14 protein-coding genes are annotated in these 16,928 nt (G+C 67.0%); 7 read left to right on the plus strand and 7 right to left on the minus strand.

The window, feature by feature from the left end:
* The first annotated feature begins 7 nt into the window (after window positions 1–7).
* Both ACSVDD_RS14680 and ACSVDD_RS14685 read left to right on the plus strand, forming a co-directional pair.
* Window positions 8–1,213 (plus strand): DUF2336 domain-containing protein, encoded by a 1,206-nt coding sequence (locus ACSVDD_RS14680; protein WP_448190111.1) that lies wholly within the window; start codon window positions 8–10, stop codon window positions 1,211–1,213.
* A 67-nt stretch (window positions 1,214–1,280) separates the two neighbouring features.
* Window positions 1,281–2,327 (plus strand): phytanoyl-CoA dioxygenase family protein, encoded by a 1,047-nt coding sequence (locus tag ACSVDD_RS14685; protein WP_448190112.1) that lies wholly within the window; start codon window positions 1,281–1,283, stop codon window positions 2,325–2,327.
* A gap of 12 nt (window positions 2,328–2,339) precedes the next feature.
* On the opposite strand, the gene ACSVDD_RS14690 is transcribed toward ACSVDD_RS14685, so the two are convergent.
* Window positions 2,340–2,774 (minus strand): hypothetical protein, encoded by a 435-nt coding sequence (locus ACSVDD_RS14690; protein ID WP_448190113.1) that lies wholly within the window; start codon window positions 2,772–2,774, stop codon window positions 2,340–2,342.
* Between the two features lie 239 nt (window positions 2,775–3,013).
* Here ACSVDD_RS14690 and mdh point away from each other — a divergent pair, with 239 nt between their 5' ends.
* The 5 genes from mdh to odhB all read left to right on the plus strand — a co-directional run bounded on the left by mdh (window position 3,014) and on the right by odhB (window position 10,598).
* Entirely contained in the window at window positions 3,014–3,982 is a 969-nt protein-coding gene (gene mdh, locus ACSVDD_RS14695) for a malate dehydrogenase (protein WP_448190114.1), read from the plus strand.
* 199 nt (window positions 3,983–4,181) lie between these two features.
* Window positions 4,182–5,378: an ADP-forming succinate--CoA ligase subunit beta gene (gene sucC, locus ACSVDD_RS14700; protein WP_448190115.1), complete on the plus strand. Its 1,197-nt coding sequence runs from the start codon at window positions 4,182–4,184 to the stop codon at window positions 5,376–5,378.
* Window position 5,379: 1 nt separating this feature from the next.
* Window positions 5,380–6,255: a succinate--CoA ligase subunit alpha gene (sucD, locus tag ACSVDD_RS14705; protein ID WP_448190116.1), complete on the plus strand. Its 876-nt coding sequence runs from the start codon at window positions 5,380–5,382 to the stop codon at window positions 6,253–6,255.
* 166 nt (window positions 6,256–6,421) lie between these two features.
* Window positions 6,422–9,322 carry a 2-oxoglutarate dehydrogenase E1 component gene (locus ACSVDD_RS14710; RefSeq protein WP_448190117.1) on the plus strand — a complete coding sequence of 967 codons (2,901 nt, stop codon included), beginning with the start codon at window positions 6,422–6,424 and terminating at the stop codon, window positions 9,320–9,322.
* 34 nt (window positions 9,323–9,356) lie between these two features.
* Window positions 9,357–10,598, plus strand: coding sequence for a 2-oxoglutarate dehydrogenase complex dihydrolipoyllysine-residue succinyltransferase (odhB, locus tag ACSVDD_RS14715; RefSeq protein ID WP_448190118.1), 1,242 nt, complete (start codon window positions 9,357–9,359; stop codon window positions 10,596–10,598).
* 175 nt (window positions 10,599–10,773) lie between these two features.
* On the opposite strand, the gene ACSVDD_RS14720 is transcribed toward odhB, so the two are convergent.
* The 6 genes from ACSVDD_RS14720 to ACSVDD_RS14745 form a co-directional block, all read right to left on the minus strand.
* The gene (locus tag ACSVDD_RS14720) at window positions 10,774–11,598 is read right to left on the minus strand and encodes a ferritin-like domain-containing protein (protein ID WP_448190119.1); all 825 of its coding nucleotides are present in this window, start codon (window positions 11,596–11,598) and stop codon (window positions 10,774–10,776) included.
* Window positions 11,599–11,752: 154 nt separating this feature from the next.
* Window positions 11,753–12,172, minus strand: coding sequence for a F0F1 ATP synthase subunit epsilon (locus ACSVDD_RS14725; protein ID WP_448190120.1), 420 nt, complete (start codon window positions 12,170–12,172; stop codon window positions 11,753–11,755).
* Between the two features lie 82 nt (window positions 12,173–12,254).
* A complete protein-coding gene (gene atpD, locus ACSVDD_RS14730; protein ID WP_448190121.1) occupies window positions 12,255–13,700 on the minus strand; it encodes a F0F1 ATP synthase subunit beta in 1,446 nt (481 codons plus the stop codon).
* A 59-nt stretch (window positions 13,701–13,759) separates the two neighbouring features.
* Window positions 13,760–14,647 (minus strand): F0F1 ATP synthase subunit gamma, encoded by an 888-nt coding sequence (locus ACSVDD_RS14735; protein ID WP_448190122.1) that lies wholly within the window; start codon window positions 14,645–14,647, stop codon window positions 13,760–13,762.
* A gap of 88 nt (window positions 14,648–14,735) precedes the next feature.
* Complete coding sequence (gene atpA / locus ACSVDD_RS14740; protein WP_448190123.1) at window positions 14,736–16,265, minus strand: F0F1 ATP synthase subunit alpha; 1,530 nt, start codon at window positions 16,263–16,265, stop codon at window positions 14,736–14,738.
* The gene (locus tag ACSVDD_RS14745) at window positions 16,265–16,834 is read right to left on the minus strand and encodes a F0F1 ATP synthase subunit delta (RefSeq protein WP_448190124.1); all 570 of its coding nucleotides are present in this window, start codon (window positions 16,832–16,834) and stop codon (window positions 16,265–16,267) included. The genes atpA and ACSVDD_RS14745 overlap by 1 nt, the downstream gene beginning before the upstream one ends.
* Between the last annotated feature and the right edge of the window lie 94 nt (window positions 16,835–16,928).

A 16,928-nucleotide genomic window follows, 5' to 3' on the forward strand; every position in this document is an offset into this window, starting at 1 on the left:
ACACGCCATGACTGGCAAACCGCACCTTCTCCGGCCGCGCCCACCGGCCACCCTCGACGATCCCCCATCCGACGATGGCGTGGCGGCGGAGCAGCTCGACTACCTGTTCGACGAGCCGCCGGCCGGTTTGCCGAGTGTCCCCGCCCCCACCCCGGCCCGCGCGCTGGGCGCGCTGCTGGCGCAGTCGCGGCTGTCCGGCTGGGGCGACGAGGCGGTGCGCGCCGCTCTCGCGCGCCAGCTCTGCCGGCTGCTGCCCGACCTGCCGCCGGACGGGCGCGACACCGTTGCCACCGTGGCCTTGCGGGCGCTGGAGCAGTTGGCCCGCGACCACGTCACCTTCGTCCGCGCCGCCCTCGCCACCGCCATCAAGGACATTGCCTGCGCCCCGCCGCCGGTGGTGCAGCGTCTGGCCCGCGACGTCGAGCGCTCGGTGGCCGAGCCGATCCTGCACTGCTGCGCCACGCTGACCGACTCCGATCTGCTGACGGTCATCGCGTCGCAGCCCACCCCGTGGGCGCTGTCGGCCATCGCCGGGCGGAGCCACGTCAGCGCGCCGGTGTCCACCGCCATCGTCGAGGCCGGCGACGCCCAGGCGACCGGCGTGCTGCTCGACAACAGCGGCGCCATCATCCCCGAGCCGGCGCTGGAACGCGTGGTCGAGGACTCGACCCGCAATCGCGCCTTGCAGGCCAAGCTGGCGCAGCGCCCGGCGCTGCCGCCGCGTCTGGCGTTGCGGCTGGCCGACTTCGTGGACCGCTCGGTGGTCGCGGTGCTGCGCAGCCGCCCGGACTTCGACGAGTCCACCGTCGCCGAGATCGCCGCCGCCGTGCGCCGCCGCGTCGAGTGGATCGAACGCGCCCCCAGCGAGACGCCGGAGCGCAGGGCGCTGCGCCTGCACCGCCTGGGCGCGCTGGACGAGACCGCCATCGGCGACGCGCTGTCGTGGGACGAGGTTGGTTTCGTGCGCGCCGCGCTGGCGTTGCGCGCCGGGGCACCGGCGCAGGCGGTGGAACTGGTGTTCGGCTCGGGCAACCCGCGGGCGGTCACCGCGCTGGTCTGGCGGGCGGGGTTCTCCATGCGCTGCGCCATGCAGGTGCAGGCGCACGCCGCCGGCATCCCGCCGCACGCCATGCTGAACGCCCGCCAGGGCACCGGTTTCCCGCTGCCGCCGGCCGAGATGGCGCGGCAGCTGGAGCTGTATGGGTTGAAGTAGGGATCGCCATCGCGGCCGCCAGCGGGCATGATCGCGCATCCCCCGCCGAATTTTCGAAGGCCCCGCCATGACGACAACCGAAACCGCATCCCCTGTCGCCGGCCTGACGGAGCTCGGCACACTCGGAGTCGTCCATCTCAAGCGCCTGTGGTCGCGGCTCCTGTCCGGGGAGCGGGCTGCCCCCAACGACACCGCGGACGAATGGCGGGCGACCCACGTGCTGTTCAGCGGCCTGGAACTGGGGCTGGAGGAGACCCTGCGCCACCTCGGCACCGTCCAGCCGAGCTTCGCGGAGTTCGAGGCGTGGGTGCTGGAGCGCAACGGCGGCGCCATCGATCCGGCGGTGATCGCCCGGATCAACGCCGCCCTGACCGGGCAGGCCCCGCCACCCGACGCACAGGCCAGCATCGCCGCCATCGAGGCGATGCCGCCGGTGCTGAGCCCGGAGGACCTCGCGCACTGGGAGGAGCATGGCTGGGTCATCCTGCCCGATGCCATCACGCCGGAGGCCTGCCGCGCCACCGCCCAGGCCATCTGGGACGTGCTGGACCTGGACCCGGACGATCCCGCCGGCTGGGACGTTCAGCGCCGCGTGCAGCAATGCGTGTTCGTCCAGCTCTTCCGGCATCCGGCGCTCGACGCCAACCGCCGCTCACGCCGCATCCGCAAGGCGTTCGCTCAGCTCTGGGGCACCGCCGACCTGTGGGTGAGCACCGACCGCGTCGGCTTCAATCCACCCGTGACACCCCAGCGCCCCTTCCCCGGTCCGGGCATCCACTGGGACGTCAGCTTGGCCAAACCGATTCCGTTCGGCATCCAGGCTTTGATCTACCTGACCGACACCACGGCCGAGCAAGGGGCGTTCGCCCTGGTGCCGGGGATGCACCGCACCATCGACGCGTGGGTCGACGCGCTGCCGCCCGGCGTGAACCCGAACCATTTCGCCGCACGGCATCTGGAGATGACGCCCATCGCCGGAAAGGCCGGGGACCTGATCCTGTGGCACCACGCGCTGCCGCACGGCCCCACCCCCAATCGGGCGGACCGGCCGCGCCTTGTCCACTACGTCAAGATGTTCCCGGCCGACTTCGGCTACAATCCAGTTTGGCTTTGAGACGTCAGGACCTCACTGCACCGGCGGCTTCGACCGGCGCGGCTTGTCGTAGCCGGCCTGCGGCGGTGCGGGCTCGAGCGGGCGGACTTGGCTTTCGTCCTCCAGCATCGGCGGGGTGACGATCTCCTCGGTGCTGTTCTGGTTGAAGGCGATCACCGCACTCCCGCGCACCGCCCCGCAGTCGCGCCGCGCGCCGGCCGCCACGTCGGTGGCGAACGGGGTGAACGGCAGCAGCGACAGCATCCACGGCCCCTTGCGCTGCCCCGGCTCGATCGCCGTGACCACGTAGTTCTGCAACGGCAGGCACGCCTGGGCGACGGCCGGCGGCGGAGCCGCGGGCACCGCGGCCAGCGCCGCCTCGTAATCCGGAACCGTCTGCGCGGACACCGGGGCCGCCAGCAGAGCGGCAACCATCGCCAGTGTCGCAGCGGGTGCGAAGCGCATCATCGTGACCTCCCAAGGGGCAAAAGCAGTCTTTCAATAGGTGGGCAGACCAGCCTGACGCAAGGATTCTCCGGATTCCTTATCCCGTTCCGGTTCTGTGCTCCCCGTCACGCTTGCCCTTCGAGTGGATTCGCGCTAGGAACCCGCCTCGAATTCTAAGGGCGCTGGACCCCTAAGAAAAGACCCATTCATTGGTTCAGTCCTCCGCTGAAGGGGGGACGCACATGCGCAGGGAACGCTCCATGGCACGCAAGAAGATTGCGCTCGTCGGCTCCGGCCAGATTGGCGGCACGCTGGCTCTCCTGGCTGGACTCAAGGAACTGGGCGACATCGTCCTGTTCGACATCGCCGAAGGCATGCCGGAAGGCAAGGCGCTCGATCTCGCCGAGACCTCGCCGGTCGAGGGCTTCAACGCCGCTCTCTCCGGTGGCAACGACTACTCGGTGATCGCGGACGCGGACGTCGTCATCGTCACCGCCGGCGTGCCGCGCAAGCCGGGCATGAGCCGCGACGACCTGATCGGCATCAACACCGGCGTCTGCCAGACGGTCGGCGAGGCCATCAAGAAGTACGCCCCGAACGCCTTCGTCATCGTCATCACCAACCCGCTCGACGTGATGGTGTGGGTGCTCCAGCAGGCCTCGGGCCTGCCGGCGAACAAGGTGGTCGGCATGGCCGGCGTGCTCGACTCGTCGCGCTTCCGCTACTTCCTGGCCGAAGAGTTCAAGGTGTCGGTCGAAGACGTCACCGCCTTCGTGCTGGGCGGCCATGGCGACACCATGGTCCCGCTGGTCCGCTATTCGACCGTGGCCGGCATTCCGCTGCCGGATCTGGTCAAGATGGGCTGGACCTCGCAGGAAAAGCTCGACCAGATCGTTCAGCGCACCCGTGACGGCGGCGCCGAGATCGTCAAGCTTCTGAAGACCGGTTCGGCCTTCTACGCCCCGGCCGCCTCCGCCATCCAGATGGCCGAGAGCTACCTGAAGGATCAGAAGCGCGTGCTGCCCTGCGCCGCGTACCTGACCGGCCAGTACGGCGTGAAGGACATGTATGTCGGCGTGCCGACGATCATCGGCGAAGGCGGCATCGAGAAGATCATCGAGATCGAGCTCGACGCCGAAGAGCGCAAGATGTTCGACAATTCGGTCCAGGCAGTCCAGACGCTGGTCGACGTCGTCAAGAAGCAGCAGTCGGAGAAGGCCGCCTCCTAAGGCGGTCTTTTTTTGCCTGCACACGGGAAGGCGCCCTGCCATGCCGGGACGGAAGGTTGAAGCTTCCGTCCCAGGTGGTACAGTGGCGGCAGCCATCCATTCGGGCGATATACGCTTCCGGATGTATGGCTGAAACGCACGGCGCCTTTCCCGCGTCCGATCATCATCGTCAGCCGACCAACAAAAAAATGGACGCCCGATGAACATCCATGAGTACCAGGCCAAGAGCCTGCTGAAGAAGTACGGTGTCGCGGTTCCCCGCGGCGGCGTCGCTTACACCCCCCAGGAAGCCGAGACCGTCGCCCGCGAGCTGGGCGGCCCGGTCTGGGTCGTCAAGTCGCAGATCCACGCCGGTGGCCGCGGCGCCGGCCGCTTCAAGGGCAACGAGCAGGGCAAGGGCGGCGTCCGCGTCGTCAAGTCCGTCGAAGACGTCGGCAAGAACACCGGCGAGATGCTCGGCAAGGTTCTGGTCACCAAGCAGACCGGCCCCGAGGGCAAGGAAGTCAAGCGCATCTACGTCGAGGAAGGCGCCGACATCAAGCGCGAGCTGTACCTCGGCATGCTGATCGACCGCGCCACCGGCACGGTGACCATCATCGCCTCGACCGAGGGCGGCATGGAGATCGAGGAGGTTGCCCACAACCACCCCGAAAAGATCCTGAAGGTCGCCATCGATCCGGTTACCGGCATCCAGGGCTTCCACACCCGCAAGGTCGCCTTTGGCCTCGGCCTGGAAGGCAAGCAGGTCGGTGCCTGCGCCAAGTTCCTGACCGCCATGTACCAGGCGTTCGTGGACCTGGACTGCTCGATCGTCGAGATCAACCCGCTGATCGTCACCGGTTCGGGTGAGATCCTGGCGCTCGACGCCAAGATGAACTTCGACGACAACGCGCTCTTCCGTCACAAGGATGTCGAAGAGCTGCGCGACGAGTCGGAAGAGGACCCGGCGGAGATCGAGGCGGCCAAGCACAGCCTCAACTACGTCAAGCTCGACGGCTCGATCGGCTGCATGGTGAACGGCGCCGGTCTGGCGATGGCCACCATGGACATCATCAAGCTGTACGGCGGCGAGCCGGCCAACTTCCTCGATGTCGGCGGCGGTGCGACGCGCGAGCGCGTGACCGCGGCGTTCAAGCTGATCCTGTCGGATCCGAACGTCGAGGGCATCCTGGTCAACATCTTCGGCGGCATCATGCGCTGCGACGTCATCGCCGAGGGCGTGGTCGCCGCGGCGCGTGAGGTTCACCTGCACGTTCCGCTGGTCGTCCGTCTGGAAGGCACCAACGTCGAGCTGGGCAAGAAGATCCTGTCCGAGTCCGGCCTGCCGATCCTGTCGGCCGACAATCTGGCCGACGCCGCGGAAAAGGTCGTCAAGGCCGTGAAGGAGGCCAAATAAGATGGCTGTTCTCGTCGATTCCAACACGAAGGTCATCTGCCAGGGCTTCACCGGCGCGCAGGGCACCTTCCACTCCGAGCAGGCGATCGCCTACGGCACCAAGATGGTCGGCGGCGTCACCCCCGGTAAGGGCGGCACCACCCACCTCGACCTGCCGGTGTTCGACACCGTCGCCGACGCGGTCGAGCGCACCGGCGCCAACGCCTCCGTGATCTACGTCCCGCCCCCCTTCGCGGCCGACGCGATCCTCGAGGCCATCGACGCCGAGATCCCGCTGGTGGTCTGCATCACCGAGGGAATCCCGGTGCTCGACATGGTGCGCGTCAAGCGCGCCCTGGCGAGCTCCAAGACCCGCCTGATCGGTCCGAACTGCCCGGGCATCATCACCCCGGACGAGTGCAAGATCGGCATCATGCCCGGTCACATCCACCGCCGCGGCAAGATCGGCATCGTGTCCCGCTCGGGCACGCTGACGTACGAAGCCGTCGCGCAGACCACGGCGGCCGGCCTCGGCCAGACGACCTGCATCGGCATCGGCGGCGATCCGGTGAACGGCACCAACTTCATCGACTCTCTGGACCTGTTCATCAAGGACCCGGAGACCGAGGGCATCATCATGATCGGCGAGATCGGTGGTGACGCTGAGGTGAAGGGCGCGCAGTTCATCAAGGACTCGGGCACCAAGAAGCCGGTCGTCGGTTTCATCGCCGGTCGCACGGCTCCTCCGGGCCGCCGCATGGGTCACGCCGGCGCGGTTGTTTCGGGCGGCAACGACACCGCCGACTTCAAGATCGATTTCATGAAGTCGGTCGGCATCGCGGTCGCCGACAGCCCGGCGAGCCTCGGCTCGACCATGCTGAAAGTGATGAAGGGCTAAGGTGAAGTGGGGGACGTCGACCACGCCCCCGCAACACGCCCGATTGTTGTTGGACGGAGGCTCTTGGATCCCCAAAAGGGGTCCAAGAGCCTTTCGGCCGCCGGTGGGGTCCTTAAAAAACAGAACAAAACAATAGGGAACCGGGCGCTCAGCCCGAGGGAAAACCATGTCGGTGAATCTGGAGAAGTCCTCGTTCCTGTTCGGCGGAAATGCCCAGTACGTGGCCGAACTCTACGCCCGCTTCTTGAAGAATCCGGCCTCGGTCGATCCGAGCTGGAACGGCTTTTTCAAGGAACTGGATGACGATTCGCGCGCCGTCCTCGACGAGCTGCGCGGCGCATCCTGGTCGCTGCCGGAAGACGTCCTCAACGGTGCGGCGGAAGAAACCGCGACGGCCCTGACCGGCCCCGGCAACGGCGGCATGGTCCAGCACGTGCAGCAGACGTTTGGCGGCGTTACGCACGAGCAGATGCGCCAGGCGGTGCTCGACTCGATCCGCGCGCTGATGCTGATCCGCGTCTACCGCGTGCGCGGCCACATGAACGCGCACTTCGACCCGCTGGGCCTGGAAAAGCGCGAGCCGCATCCCGAGTTGGACCCGGCGACCTACGGCTTCGGCCCGACCGACATGGACCGGCCGATCTTCCTGAACTATTCGCTGGGCCTGGAAACCGCCACGCTGCGCCAGATCCTCGAGATCCTGAACAAGACCTACTGCGGCACCATCGGTGTCGAGTTCATGCACATCCAGGACCCGGAAGAAAAGGCCTGGATTCAGGAACGCATCGAGAGCGGCCGCAACCACACCGACTTCACGGTCAACGGCAAGCGCGCCATCCTCGAACGCCTGACCGCGGCCGAGGGTTTCGAGAAGTTCCTCCAGGTCAAGTACACCGGCACCAAGCGCTTCGGCCTTGACGGCGGCGAGTCGATGATCCCGGCGCTGGAGCAGATCCTCAAGCGCGGCGGCCAGCTCGGCCTCAAGGAAGTCGTGGTCGGCATGGCCCACCGTGGCCGCCTGAACGTGCTGACCAACTTCATGGGCAAGCCGTTCCAGGCCGTGTTCTCGGAGTTCCAGGGCAACCCGTCGAGCCCCGAGGACGTGCAGGGTTCGGGCGACGTGAAGTACCACCTCGGCACCTCGTCGGACCGCGACTTCAACGGCAACATCGTCCACCTGACGCTGAACGCCAACCCGTCGCACCTGGAGTGGGTGAACCCGGTGGTGCTCGGCCGCGTCCGCGCCAAGCAGCAGCAGCGCAAGGACCTGGAGCGCTCCGAGGTCATGGGCATCCTGCTGCACGGCGACGCCGCCTTCGCCGGCCAGGGCATCGTGGCCGAGAGCCTCGGCCTGTCGGAACTGCGCGGCTACCGCACCGGCGGCACCGTGCACATCATCATCAACAACCAGATCGGCTTCACCACCAACCCGCAATATTCGCGTTCGGGCATCTACTGCTCCGAAATGGCAAAGATGGTGATGGCGCCGATCTTCCACGTGAACGCCGACGATCCCGAGGCGGTGGTGCACGTCAGCCGCATCGCCATGGAGTTCCGCCAGCGCTTCAAGCGCGACGTGGTCATCGACATGGTCTGCTACCGCCGGCACGGCCACAACGAAGGCGACGAGCCGGGCTTCACCCAGCCGATCATGTACAAGATCATCCGCTCGCACCCGACGACGCGCGATCTGTACGCCAAGCAGCTGGTCGCCGAGAACGTCGTCACCCAGGCCGAAGCGGACCAGATGGTCACCGACTTCACGAAGCGCCTGGAGAACGACTACGAGGCCGCCAACAACTACAAGCCCAACAAGGCCGACTGGCTGGAGGGCAAGTGGTCCGGCCTGGAGGCCGCCGCCCTCGACGAGGAGCACCGCGGCAACACCGCCGTGTCGCTCGACGTGCTGAAGCAGGTCGGCCTGAAGCTGTGCGAGGTCCCGCAGGGCTTCGCCATCAACTCCAAGATCGCCCGCCAGCTCGACGCCAAGCGGAAGGCCATCGAGTCGGGTGAGAACATCGACTGGGCGGCGGCCGAGGGCTTGGCCTACGGCACGCTGCTGGTCGAGGGCACCCCGGTGCGCCTGTCCGGCCAGGACTCGGGCCGCGGCACCTTCTCGCACCGCCACGCGGTGGTCTACGACCAGAACACCGAGGCGAAATACGTGGCGCTGAGCCACATCAGCAAGGACCAGGCCCCGTTCGAGGTGCACGACAGCCCGCTGTCGGAAGCCGCCGTGGTCGGCTTCGAGTACGGCTACTCGCTGGCCGAGCCCAACGAGCTGGTGCTGTGGGAGGCGCAGTTCGGCGATTTCGCCAACACCGCGCAGACCATCATCGACCAATTCATCTCGTCGGGTGAGTCCAAGTGGCTGCGCATGTCCGGTCTGGTCATGCTGCTGCCGCACGGCTACGAGGGCCAGGGCCCCGAGCACTCCTCGGCGCGGCCGGAGCGCTTCCTGCAGATGTGCGCCGAGGACAACTGGCAGATCTGCAACATCACCACGCCGGCCAACCTGTTCCACGCCTTCCGCCGGCAGGTCCGCCGCAACTTCCGCAAGCCGCTGGTACTGCTGTCGCCGAAGTCGCTGCTGCGCCACAAGCTGTGCGTTTCCAAGCTGTCGGACTTCACCGAGGGCACGCACTTCCGCCGCGTGCTGGGCGAGACGGCGACCGATCTGGCGCCGAACGAGAAGGTCCGCCGGATCGTGCTGTGCACCGGCAAGGTCTACTACGACCTGCTGGCCGAGCGCACCGCGCGGAACATCAAGGACGTGGCGATCATCCGGGTCGAGCAGCTCTATCCGTTCCCGCGCTCGACGCTGGTGGACGAGTTCGCCAAGTACCCGAACGCCGAGGTCGTCTGGTGCCAGGAAGAGCCTGAGAACCAGGGCTACTGGCACTTCATGGACCGCCGCATCGAGGGCTGCCTGCGCTCGATCGAGCACAAGGCGAGCCGGCCGAACTACGTCGGCCGCGAGCCCGCCGCCGCCCCCGCCACCGGTCTGCTGAAGCGGCACAACCAGGAACAGGCCAAGCTGATCGACGCCGCTCTGACGATTCGCTGACCCAGGACATAAAAAGAAGGACGCGAGAGGAATCATGGCTACCGAAATCAAGGTCCCCACCCTGGGCGAATCGGTCTCCGAAGCGACCGTGGCCCGCTGGCTGAAGCCGGTCGGCTCTTCGTTCAACGCCGACGAGCCGCTGGTCGAGCTGGAAACCGACAAGGTGACGCTCGAAGTCAACGCGCCGGTCGCCGGCACGCTGTCCGAGATCGTCGCGCCCGAGGGTGCCAACGTCGGCGTCGCCGCGCTGTTGGGCATCATCACCGAGGGCGCCGTGGCGACCGCCGCCGCGGCCGCTCCGGCCCCGGCGAAGGCCGCCCCGGCCCCGGCCGCCGCTCCGGCTCCCGCCGCCGCTCCGACGCCGGGCGCCGAGCCGCTGCCGGCCGCCCGCAAGATGATCGAGGAAAAGGGCCTCGACGCCTCGCAGATCGCCGGCACCGGCAAGGGCGGGCGCGTCACCAAGGGCGATGTCATCGAGGTCCTGGACCGGCCGGCCGCCCCGAAGGCGGCTCCCGCCGCCGCTCCGGCGCCGAAGGTTGTCTGGGCTCCGGGCACGCAGGGCGACCGCCCGCGCGCCGCGCAGGAGGAGCGGGTCCGCATGACGCGGCTCCGCCAGCGCATCGCCGAGCGCCTGAAGGAGGCGCAGAACACCGCCGCCATGCTGACCACCTTCAACGAGGTGGACATGAGCGCGGCGATGGCGCTGCGCAACGAGTACAAGGACTTCTTCGAGAAGCGCCACAAGGTGCGTCTCGGCTTCATGTCCTTCTTCGTGCGTGCGGCGATCCAGGGCCTGAAGGAGATCCCGGCGGTGAACGCCGAGATCGACGGCACCGACATCGTCTACAAGAACTACTACGACATCGGCGTCGCCGTCGGCACGCCGCAGGGTCTGGTGGTTCCCATCGTCCGCGACGCCGACAAGATGAGCTTCGCCCAGATCGAGGCGAAGATCGGCGAGTTGGGCAAGAAGGGCCGTGACGGCAAGCTCTCCATGGACGAGCTGACCGGCGGCACCTTCACCGTCTCAAACGGCGGCGTGTACGGCTCGCTGATGTCGACGCCGATCATCAACCCGCCGCAGTCGGCCATCCTCGGCATGCACAAGACCATGGACCGCGCCGTCGTGATCAACGGCAAGGTCGAGGTCCGTCCGATGATGTACCTGGCCCTCTCCTACGACCACCGGATCATCGACGGCAAGGAAGCCGTGACGTTCCTGGTGCGCCTGAAGGAGTGCATCGAAGACCCGCGGCGCCTGCTGCTGGACGTTTGACACGGGCCGTAAGGCTCAAGGGAAAAGGCGCCTTCGGGCGCCTTTTTCTTTGGGAAATTTCCCGGCATAAAGGCCGCACTCGTGGCCATGAGCCGAGCGATGCGGCGATCAAGTCTCGGGATCCAAGGGCCCCCGGCCCTTGGCGGGAGAGCGCGAGAGGGCCGCGCCCTCTCGCTTACGCCTCCGCCCGCGCCGAGCGCCTGGCCTTTCCAGCGATCAGCCACCACGCCACCGTCGTCGCCAGCTTGAACGGCGTGGTGTGCGGCTTCAGCCCACACGCCTTGAACACCATGGCGATGGCGCGGTCCACGTGCGGGCGGCGGTAGCGGCCCCAGGCGCGGGCGGCATACGCCGCATTGAAAGTCTTGCGGTCGTACGGCGCTCCCTCCGGCGCGTTGGCGGCGTAGTAGGCGTAGGCCAGTTCGTCGTCCTCGGTCTCGCCGATGCGCGCCAGCGCCACTTTCAGGCGCTGCCACGTGCTCAGGCGCTCCGCTTCCAGGTAGCGCTTGGCGTAGCCGTAGAAGAGCTTGTAGTGGCGCAGTTCGTCGGCGGCGACGTTGCGGCAGATCAGCTTCAGCAGCGGCTCGTCGGTCGAGTCGGCGATGGCCGCGTAGTAGGAGCTGGTGCCGGTCTCAACCATACAGCGGGCAATCAACTCGCCGCTGCGCGACCCGCGGACCGAGTGCGTCAGGTCGATGGGCACTTGGTAGCCGGTGCGGAAGCGTTGGACGGCGCGCTCGAAATCAAAATCGGGATCGACCAGTTCGGCCCAGCGGCCGAGCGCGCGGCCATGCTGCACCTCCTCGACGGCCCAATCATGGGCGACCTCCCGGAACTCGGGATCGTCGTGGAAGACGTTGCAGAGATAGGCGGTGTAGTCGTTGGCGTTGAACTCGACCAGCGACGCCGCCTTGATCAGCGGCACCAGATCGGGATCGACCTTGCTGCGGTCCACGCTGTCCCATGGAAGCTCGTCGTACCGCCAATGCAACTGCGCCATGGCTCCGCCACCCTCGGAAAATGCCGGTTGAATCGACGACGCCCCCCGGCAGGGCCGGAGGGCGCGTCAACGCTCGAACAATGTATGGGCTCGCGGCCACAATGCAACAAGCTCGCCCCGGTCCGCTTTGTCGCAGGCCGGAAGAGGTATTGCGTCAGTGCGCCGTGCTGCCGGCGCCAGCGGCTTCGAGCTTGGCGCGGGCGACGGCCAGCTTGGCCTCCACCTCGGCACGCTCGCCGTCGGACTTGGCGTCGTCGAGATCCTCGGAGAGGTCCTTGACGTCCTGCTCGACCTTGGCGCGGTCGATGTCGGCGAGCGGCAGGGCCTGCTCGGCCAGCACGGTGCAGCGGGTCTCGGTCACCTCGGCGAAGCCGCCGGCGACAAAGACGCGGTCGACGATGCGGTCGCCCTCGTAGATGTCGATGACGCCCGGACGCACGGTGGAGATCATCGGCGCGTGGCCGGCCAGGACGCCGAAGTCACCTTCGGTACCAGGCACCACGACCATGTCCACCGGCTGCGAGTTCAGCAGCTTTTCCGGCGACACCAGTTCGAATTCGACTTTATCGGCCATCGGACAGGGGCTCCCTCAACCAGCCCTCCCGCCGTTGCCGGTCGGGAGGGGGTTGCCGTTTCAACGTAGCGGTGACAAGGCCTTAGGCGGCCTCGGCGGCCATCTTCTTGGCCTTGGCGACGGCCTCGTCGATGGTGCCGACCATGTAGAAGGCCGACTCCGGCAGGTGGTCGTAGTCGCCGTTCACGATGCCCTTGAAGCCCTTGATCGTCTCCTCGATGGAGACCAGCACGCCCGGGGTGCCGGTGAACACCTCGGCGACGTGGAAGGGCTGCGACAGGAAGCGCTGGATCTTGCGGGCGCGGGCGACGACCAGCTTGTCGTCTTCCGACAGCTCGTCCATGCCCAGGATCGCGATGATGTCCTGCAGCGACTTGTAGGTCTGCAGAACGCGCTGCACGTCGCGGGCGACCTTGTAGTGCTCGTCACCGACGACGCGCGGGTCGAGGATGCGCGAGGTGGAGTCGAGCGGGTCCACGGCCGGGTAGATGCCCAGCTCGGCGATCTGGCGCGACAGCACCGTCGTGGCGTCCAGGTGGGCGAACGAAGTGGCCGGAGCCGGGTCGGTCAAGTCGTCGGCGGGCACGTAAATGGCCTGCACCGAGGTGATCGAACCCTTCTTGGTGGTGGTGATGCGCTCCTGGAGCGCACCCATGTCGGTCGCCAGCGTCGGCTGGTAACCCACCGCCGACGGGATGCGGCCGAGCAGCGCCGACACCTCGGAGCCCGCCTGCGTGAAGCGGAAGATGTTGTCCACGAAGAACAGCACGTCCTGGCCTTCCTCGTCGCGGAAGTACTCCGCGACCGTCAGGCCGGTCAGCGCGACGCGGGCACGGGCACCCGGCGGCTCGTTCATCTGACCGTACACCAGGGCCACCTTGGAACCCGGACCGTCGAGCTTGATAACGCCCGACTCGATCATCTCGTGGTAGAGGTCGTTGCCCTCGCGGGTACGCTCACCGACGCCGGCGAACACGGAGTAACCGCCGTGCGCCTTCGCGACGTTGTTGATGAGCTCCATGATGAGCACGGTCTTGCCGACGCCCGCACCGCCGAACAGGCCGATCTTGCCGCCCTTGGCGTACGGCGCCAGCAGATCGACGACCTTGATGCCGGTGACCAGCACTTCGGCTTCGGTCGACTGCTCGACGAATTCCGGAGCGGAGCGGTGAATCGGCGACACGGCCTTGTTGCCGACCGGGCCGCGCTCGTCGATCGGCTCACCGATCACGTTGATGATGCGGCCCAGCGTCTCGGGGCCGACCGGCACGGCGATCGGGGCGCCGGTGTCAACCACTTCCTGGCCGCGGACAAGGCCGTCCGTGCTGTCCATGGCGATGGTGCGCACGGTGTTCTCGCCCAGATGCTGCGCCACCTCGAGAACCAGGGTCTTGCCCTCGTTCTGGGTGTGCAGCGCGTTCAAGATCGCCGGCAGTTCGCCGTCGAACTGGACGTCGACGACGGCGCCCGTCACCTGGGTGATCCGGCCGCCGGCGTTGGTGGCCTGAGCCTCGGTCTTCTTAGCCATGGGGTAAAGCTCCCTCGGAACTCGAATGTGTCAAACAAAACCGCGGATCACGCAGTGCCTCAGATCGCCTCGGCGCCGGAGATGATCTCGATCAGCTCCTTGGTGATGTACGCCTGGCGCGTCCGGTTGTAGGTCAGCGTCAAGCGGTTGATCATGTCGCCGGCGTTGCGGGTCGCGTTGTCCATCGCGGTCATCCGCGCGCCCTGCTCGGACGCGGCGCTCTCCAGGAGAGCACGGTAGACCTGGATCGACAGGTTGCGCGGCAGCAACTCCGCGAGGATCTGCTCCTCGTCCGGCTCGAACTCGTAGGTCGCCTTCGCCTCGCTCGCCGCTTCGTCCGCAGCCGTTTCCGGCACCGCGAACGGGATGAGCTGCTGAACGGTGACGATCTGCGTGATGGCGGACTTGAACTTGTTGTAGATGACCGAGCAGACGTCGAACTCGCCCGCCTCGTACATCTCGTTGACCTTCTTGGCCACCGCATCCGCCTCGACGAACGACAGCCGGCGACGGCCGATGTCCTCGTACGTCTCGACGATCAGCGAGGCGTAGTCGCGGCGCAGGTTGTCGCGGCCCTTGCGGCCGACGGTCATCACCTTCACCGTCTTGCCCTCGCCCTGGAGGCGCTGGATCTGACGGCGCGCCTCGCGGACGATGGAGCCGTTGAAGCCGCCGCACAGGCCGCGGTCGGAGGAAATGACGACGAGCAGGTGCACCTGATCGGAGCCCGAGCCGGTCATCAGCTTGGGGCCGCCGGCCCCATTCTGAACGTTGGCGGCGAGCGACGTCAGCATGCGGCCCATGCGCTCGGCATAGGGGCGGGACGCCTCGGCCTGCTCCTGCGCGCGGCGAAGCTTGGAGGCGGCCACCATCTTCATGGCCGAAGTGATCTTCCGCGTCGATTGGACGCTGGCGATCCGGTTTTTGAGGTCCTTGAGGCTAGGCATACCGGCCCTTCATCCCGCGAGAGTTCTGCGCCCGAAAACTTCTGGCCGAAAGTCCGGGACCTTGCGGCCCCGGACTTCATCGATCAGATCAGACGAACACCTTGGTGAAGTTCTCGAGGAAGCCCTTGAGCTTTTCCTCGGTGGCCGGGCTGATCGCCTTCTCGTTGCGGATCGCGGCCAGGATGTCGGCACCCTTCGAGCGCATCTCTTCGAGATACTTCTTCTCGAAGCGGGTCACGTCCTCGACCTTGATCTTGTCGAGGAAGCCCTTCACGCCGGCGAAGATCGACACCACCTGCTCCTCGACCGGGAGCGGCTGGTACTGACCCTGCTTCAAGAGCTCGGTCAGACGGGCGCCGCGGGCCAGCAGGCGCTGGGTCGAGGCGTCGAGGTCCGAGGCGAACTGCGCGAAGGCGGCCATTTCGCGGTACTGGGCGAGCTCGAGCTTGATCGAGCCGGCGACCTGCTTCATCGCCTTGATCTGCGCCGCCGAGCCCACGCGGGACACCGACAGGCCGACGTTGATGGCGGGGCGGATGCCGCGATAGAACAGCGTCGTCTCGAGGAAGATCTGACCGTCGGTGATCGAGATCACGTTGGTCGGGATGTACGCGGACACGTCGCCGGCCTGCGTCTCGATGATCGGCAGGGCGGTCAGCGAACCGGCGCCCATGCTGTCGTTCATCTTCGCGGCGCGCTCGAGCAGGCGGCTGTGGAGATAGAACACGTCGCCGGGGTAGGCTTCGCGGCCCGGCGGGCGGCGCAGCAGCAGCGACATCTGGCGGTAGGCGACGGCCTGCTTGGACAGATCGTCATACACGATCACGGCGTGCATGCCGTTGTCGCGGAAGTACTCGCCCATGGTGCAGCCGGTGTACGGCGCCAGGAACTGCATCGGAGCCGGCTCCGACGCGGTCGCGGCGACGACGATCGAGTACTCCAGCGCGCCGGCGTCTTCCAGCGTCTTGACGATCTGGGCGACGGTCGAACGCTTCTGACCGACGGCGACATAGATGCAGTAGAGCTTCTTGCTCTCGTCGTCGCCCTGGTTGATCGGCTTCTGGTTGATGAAGGTGTCGAGCACGACGGCGGTCTTGCCGGTCTGACGGTCACCGATGATCAGCTCGCGCTGGCCACGGCCGACCGGCACCAGGCTGTCCACGGCCTTCAGGCCGGTCTGCATCGGCTCATGCACCGACTTGCGCGGAATGATGCCGGGGGCCTTCACTTCGACGCGCTTGCGCTCGACGTCGACCAGCGGGCCCTTGCCGTCGATCGGGTTGCCGAGGCCGTCCACCACGCGGCCCAGCAGGCCGCGGCCGACCGGCACGTCCACGATGGTGCCGGTGCGCTTGACGGTGTCGCCTTCCTTGATATCGCGATCGTTACCGAAGATCACGACGCCGACGTTGTCGGTCTCGAGGTTGAGCGCCATGCCCTTCAGGCCGCCGGGGAATTCCACCATCTCGCCGGCGCGCACGTTGTCCAGGCCGTGCACGCGGGCGACGCCGTCGCCCACCGACAGAACCTGGCCCACTTCGGCGACGTCCGCCTCGGTCCCGAAATTCGCGATCTGCTGCTTGAGGATCGCAGAGATTTCTGCGGCGCGGATATCCATCAGACTTGTCCCCCTGAGGCCTTCATGGCGAGTTGCAACTTATCGAGCTTGGTGCGCACCGAAGTGTCCACCATGCGCGAGCCATATTTCACGATCATGCCGCCGATCAGCGCGGGATCGACGGTAACGCTCACCGTCACCTTGGAGCCGACCGACTTCTTCAGAGAGTCGGTCACGGCCTGGACCTGGGCGTCCGACAGCGGCTTGGCCGCCGTCACGTACGCCGTGGTCTCGCCCCGGCGCCGCGCCAGCTCGGCCAGATAGCCGTTGATCATACCGGACAGCGCGAACAGGCGGCGGTTCTTCGCCACCAGCCCTATGAAGCGCTTGGTAAGATCGGATATGCCGGCACGATCCATAACCGCAGCCATGGCTCGTCCCTGCTCGCCGCGGCTGATCACCGGGCTCTGGACGAGGCGGCGAAGGTCGGCGCTCTCGGCAAGAAGTTGCTTGAGCGCGGTCAGATCGCCTGCGACCTGATCGAGCGCCTTGTTGTCATCCGCAAGCTCGAACAGCGCCTTTGAATAGCGGCCGGACAGCTCGGAAACGCCAGTACCTTCGGAAGCCACCTGATCCCTCGAATATGAGTTCGGTAGACGGTGAATTATCAGGGCCTTAAGGAGAGCTGAACTGCTTGGCGACGGCCCCGGCCGCGAAAGCGAG

Source organism: Azospirillum terrae (genome assembly GCF_053470425.1).

Coding starts and splice junctions, on each gene's coding strand:
- ACSVDD_RS14710 (WP_448190117.1), top strand. CDS start 6,422: ATGTCGGTGAATCTGGAGAAGTCCTCGTTCCTGTTCGGCGGAAATGCC.
- ACSVDD_RS14735 (WP_448190122.1), bottom strand. CDS start 14,647: ATGCCTAGCCTCAAGGACCTCAAAAACCGGATCGCCAGCGTCCAATCG.
- sucC (WP_448190115.1), top strand. CDS start 4,182: ATGAACATCCATGAGTACCAGGCCAAGAGCCTGCTGAAGAAGTACGGT.
- sucD (WP_448190116.1), top strand. CDS start 5,380: ATGGCTGTTCTCGTCGATTCCAACACGAAGGTCATCTGCCAGGGCTTC.
- ACSVDD_RS14680 (WP_448190111.1), top strand. CDS start 8: ATGACTGGCAAACCGCACCTTCTCCGGCCGCGCCCACCGGCCACCCTC.
- atpD (WP_448190121.1), bottom strand. CDS start 13,700: ATGGCTAAGAAGACCGAGGCTCAGGCCACCAACGCCGGCGGCCGGATC.
- ACSVDD_RS14725 (WP_448190120.1), bottom strand. CDS start 12,172: ATGGCCGATAAAGTCGAATTCGAACTGGTGTCGCCGGAAAAGCTGCTG.
- ACSVDD_RS14690 (WP_448190113.1), bottom strand. CDS start 2,774: ATGATGCGCTTCGCACCCGCTGCGACACTGGCGATGGTTGCCGCTCTG.
- ACSVDD_RS14720 (WP_448190119.1), bottom strand. CDS start 11,598: ATGGCGCAGTTGCATTGGCGGTACGACGAGCTTCCATGGGACAGCGTG.
- ACSVDD_RS14685 (WP_448190112.1), top strand. CDS start 1,281: ATGACGACAACCGAAACCGCATCCCCTGTCGCCGGCCTGACGGAGCTC.
- mdh (WP_448190114.1), top strand. CDS start 3,014: ATGGCACGCAAGAAGATTGCGCTCGTCGGCTCCGGCCAGATTGGCGGC.
- atpA (WP_448190123.1), bottom strand. CDS start 16,265: ATGGATATCCGCGCCGCAGAAATCTCTGCGATCCTCAAGCAGCAGATC.
- odhB (WP_448190118.1), top strand. CDS start 9,357: ATGGCTACCGAAATCAAGGTCCCCACCCTGGGCGAATCGGTCTCCGAA.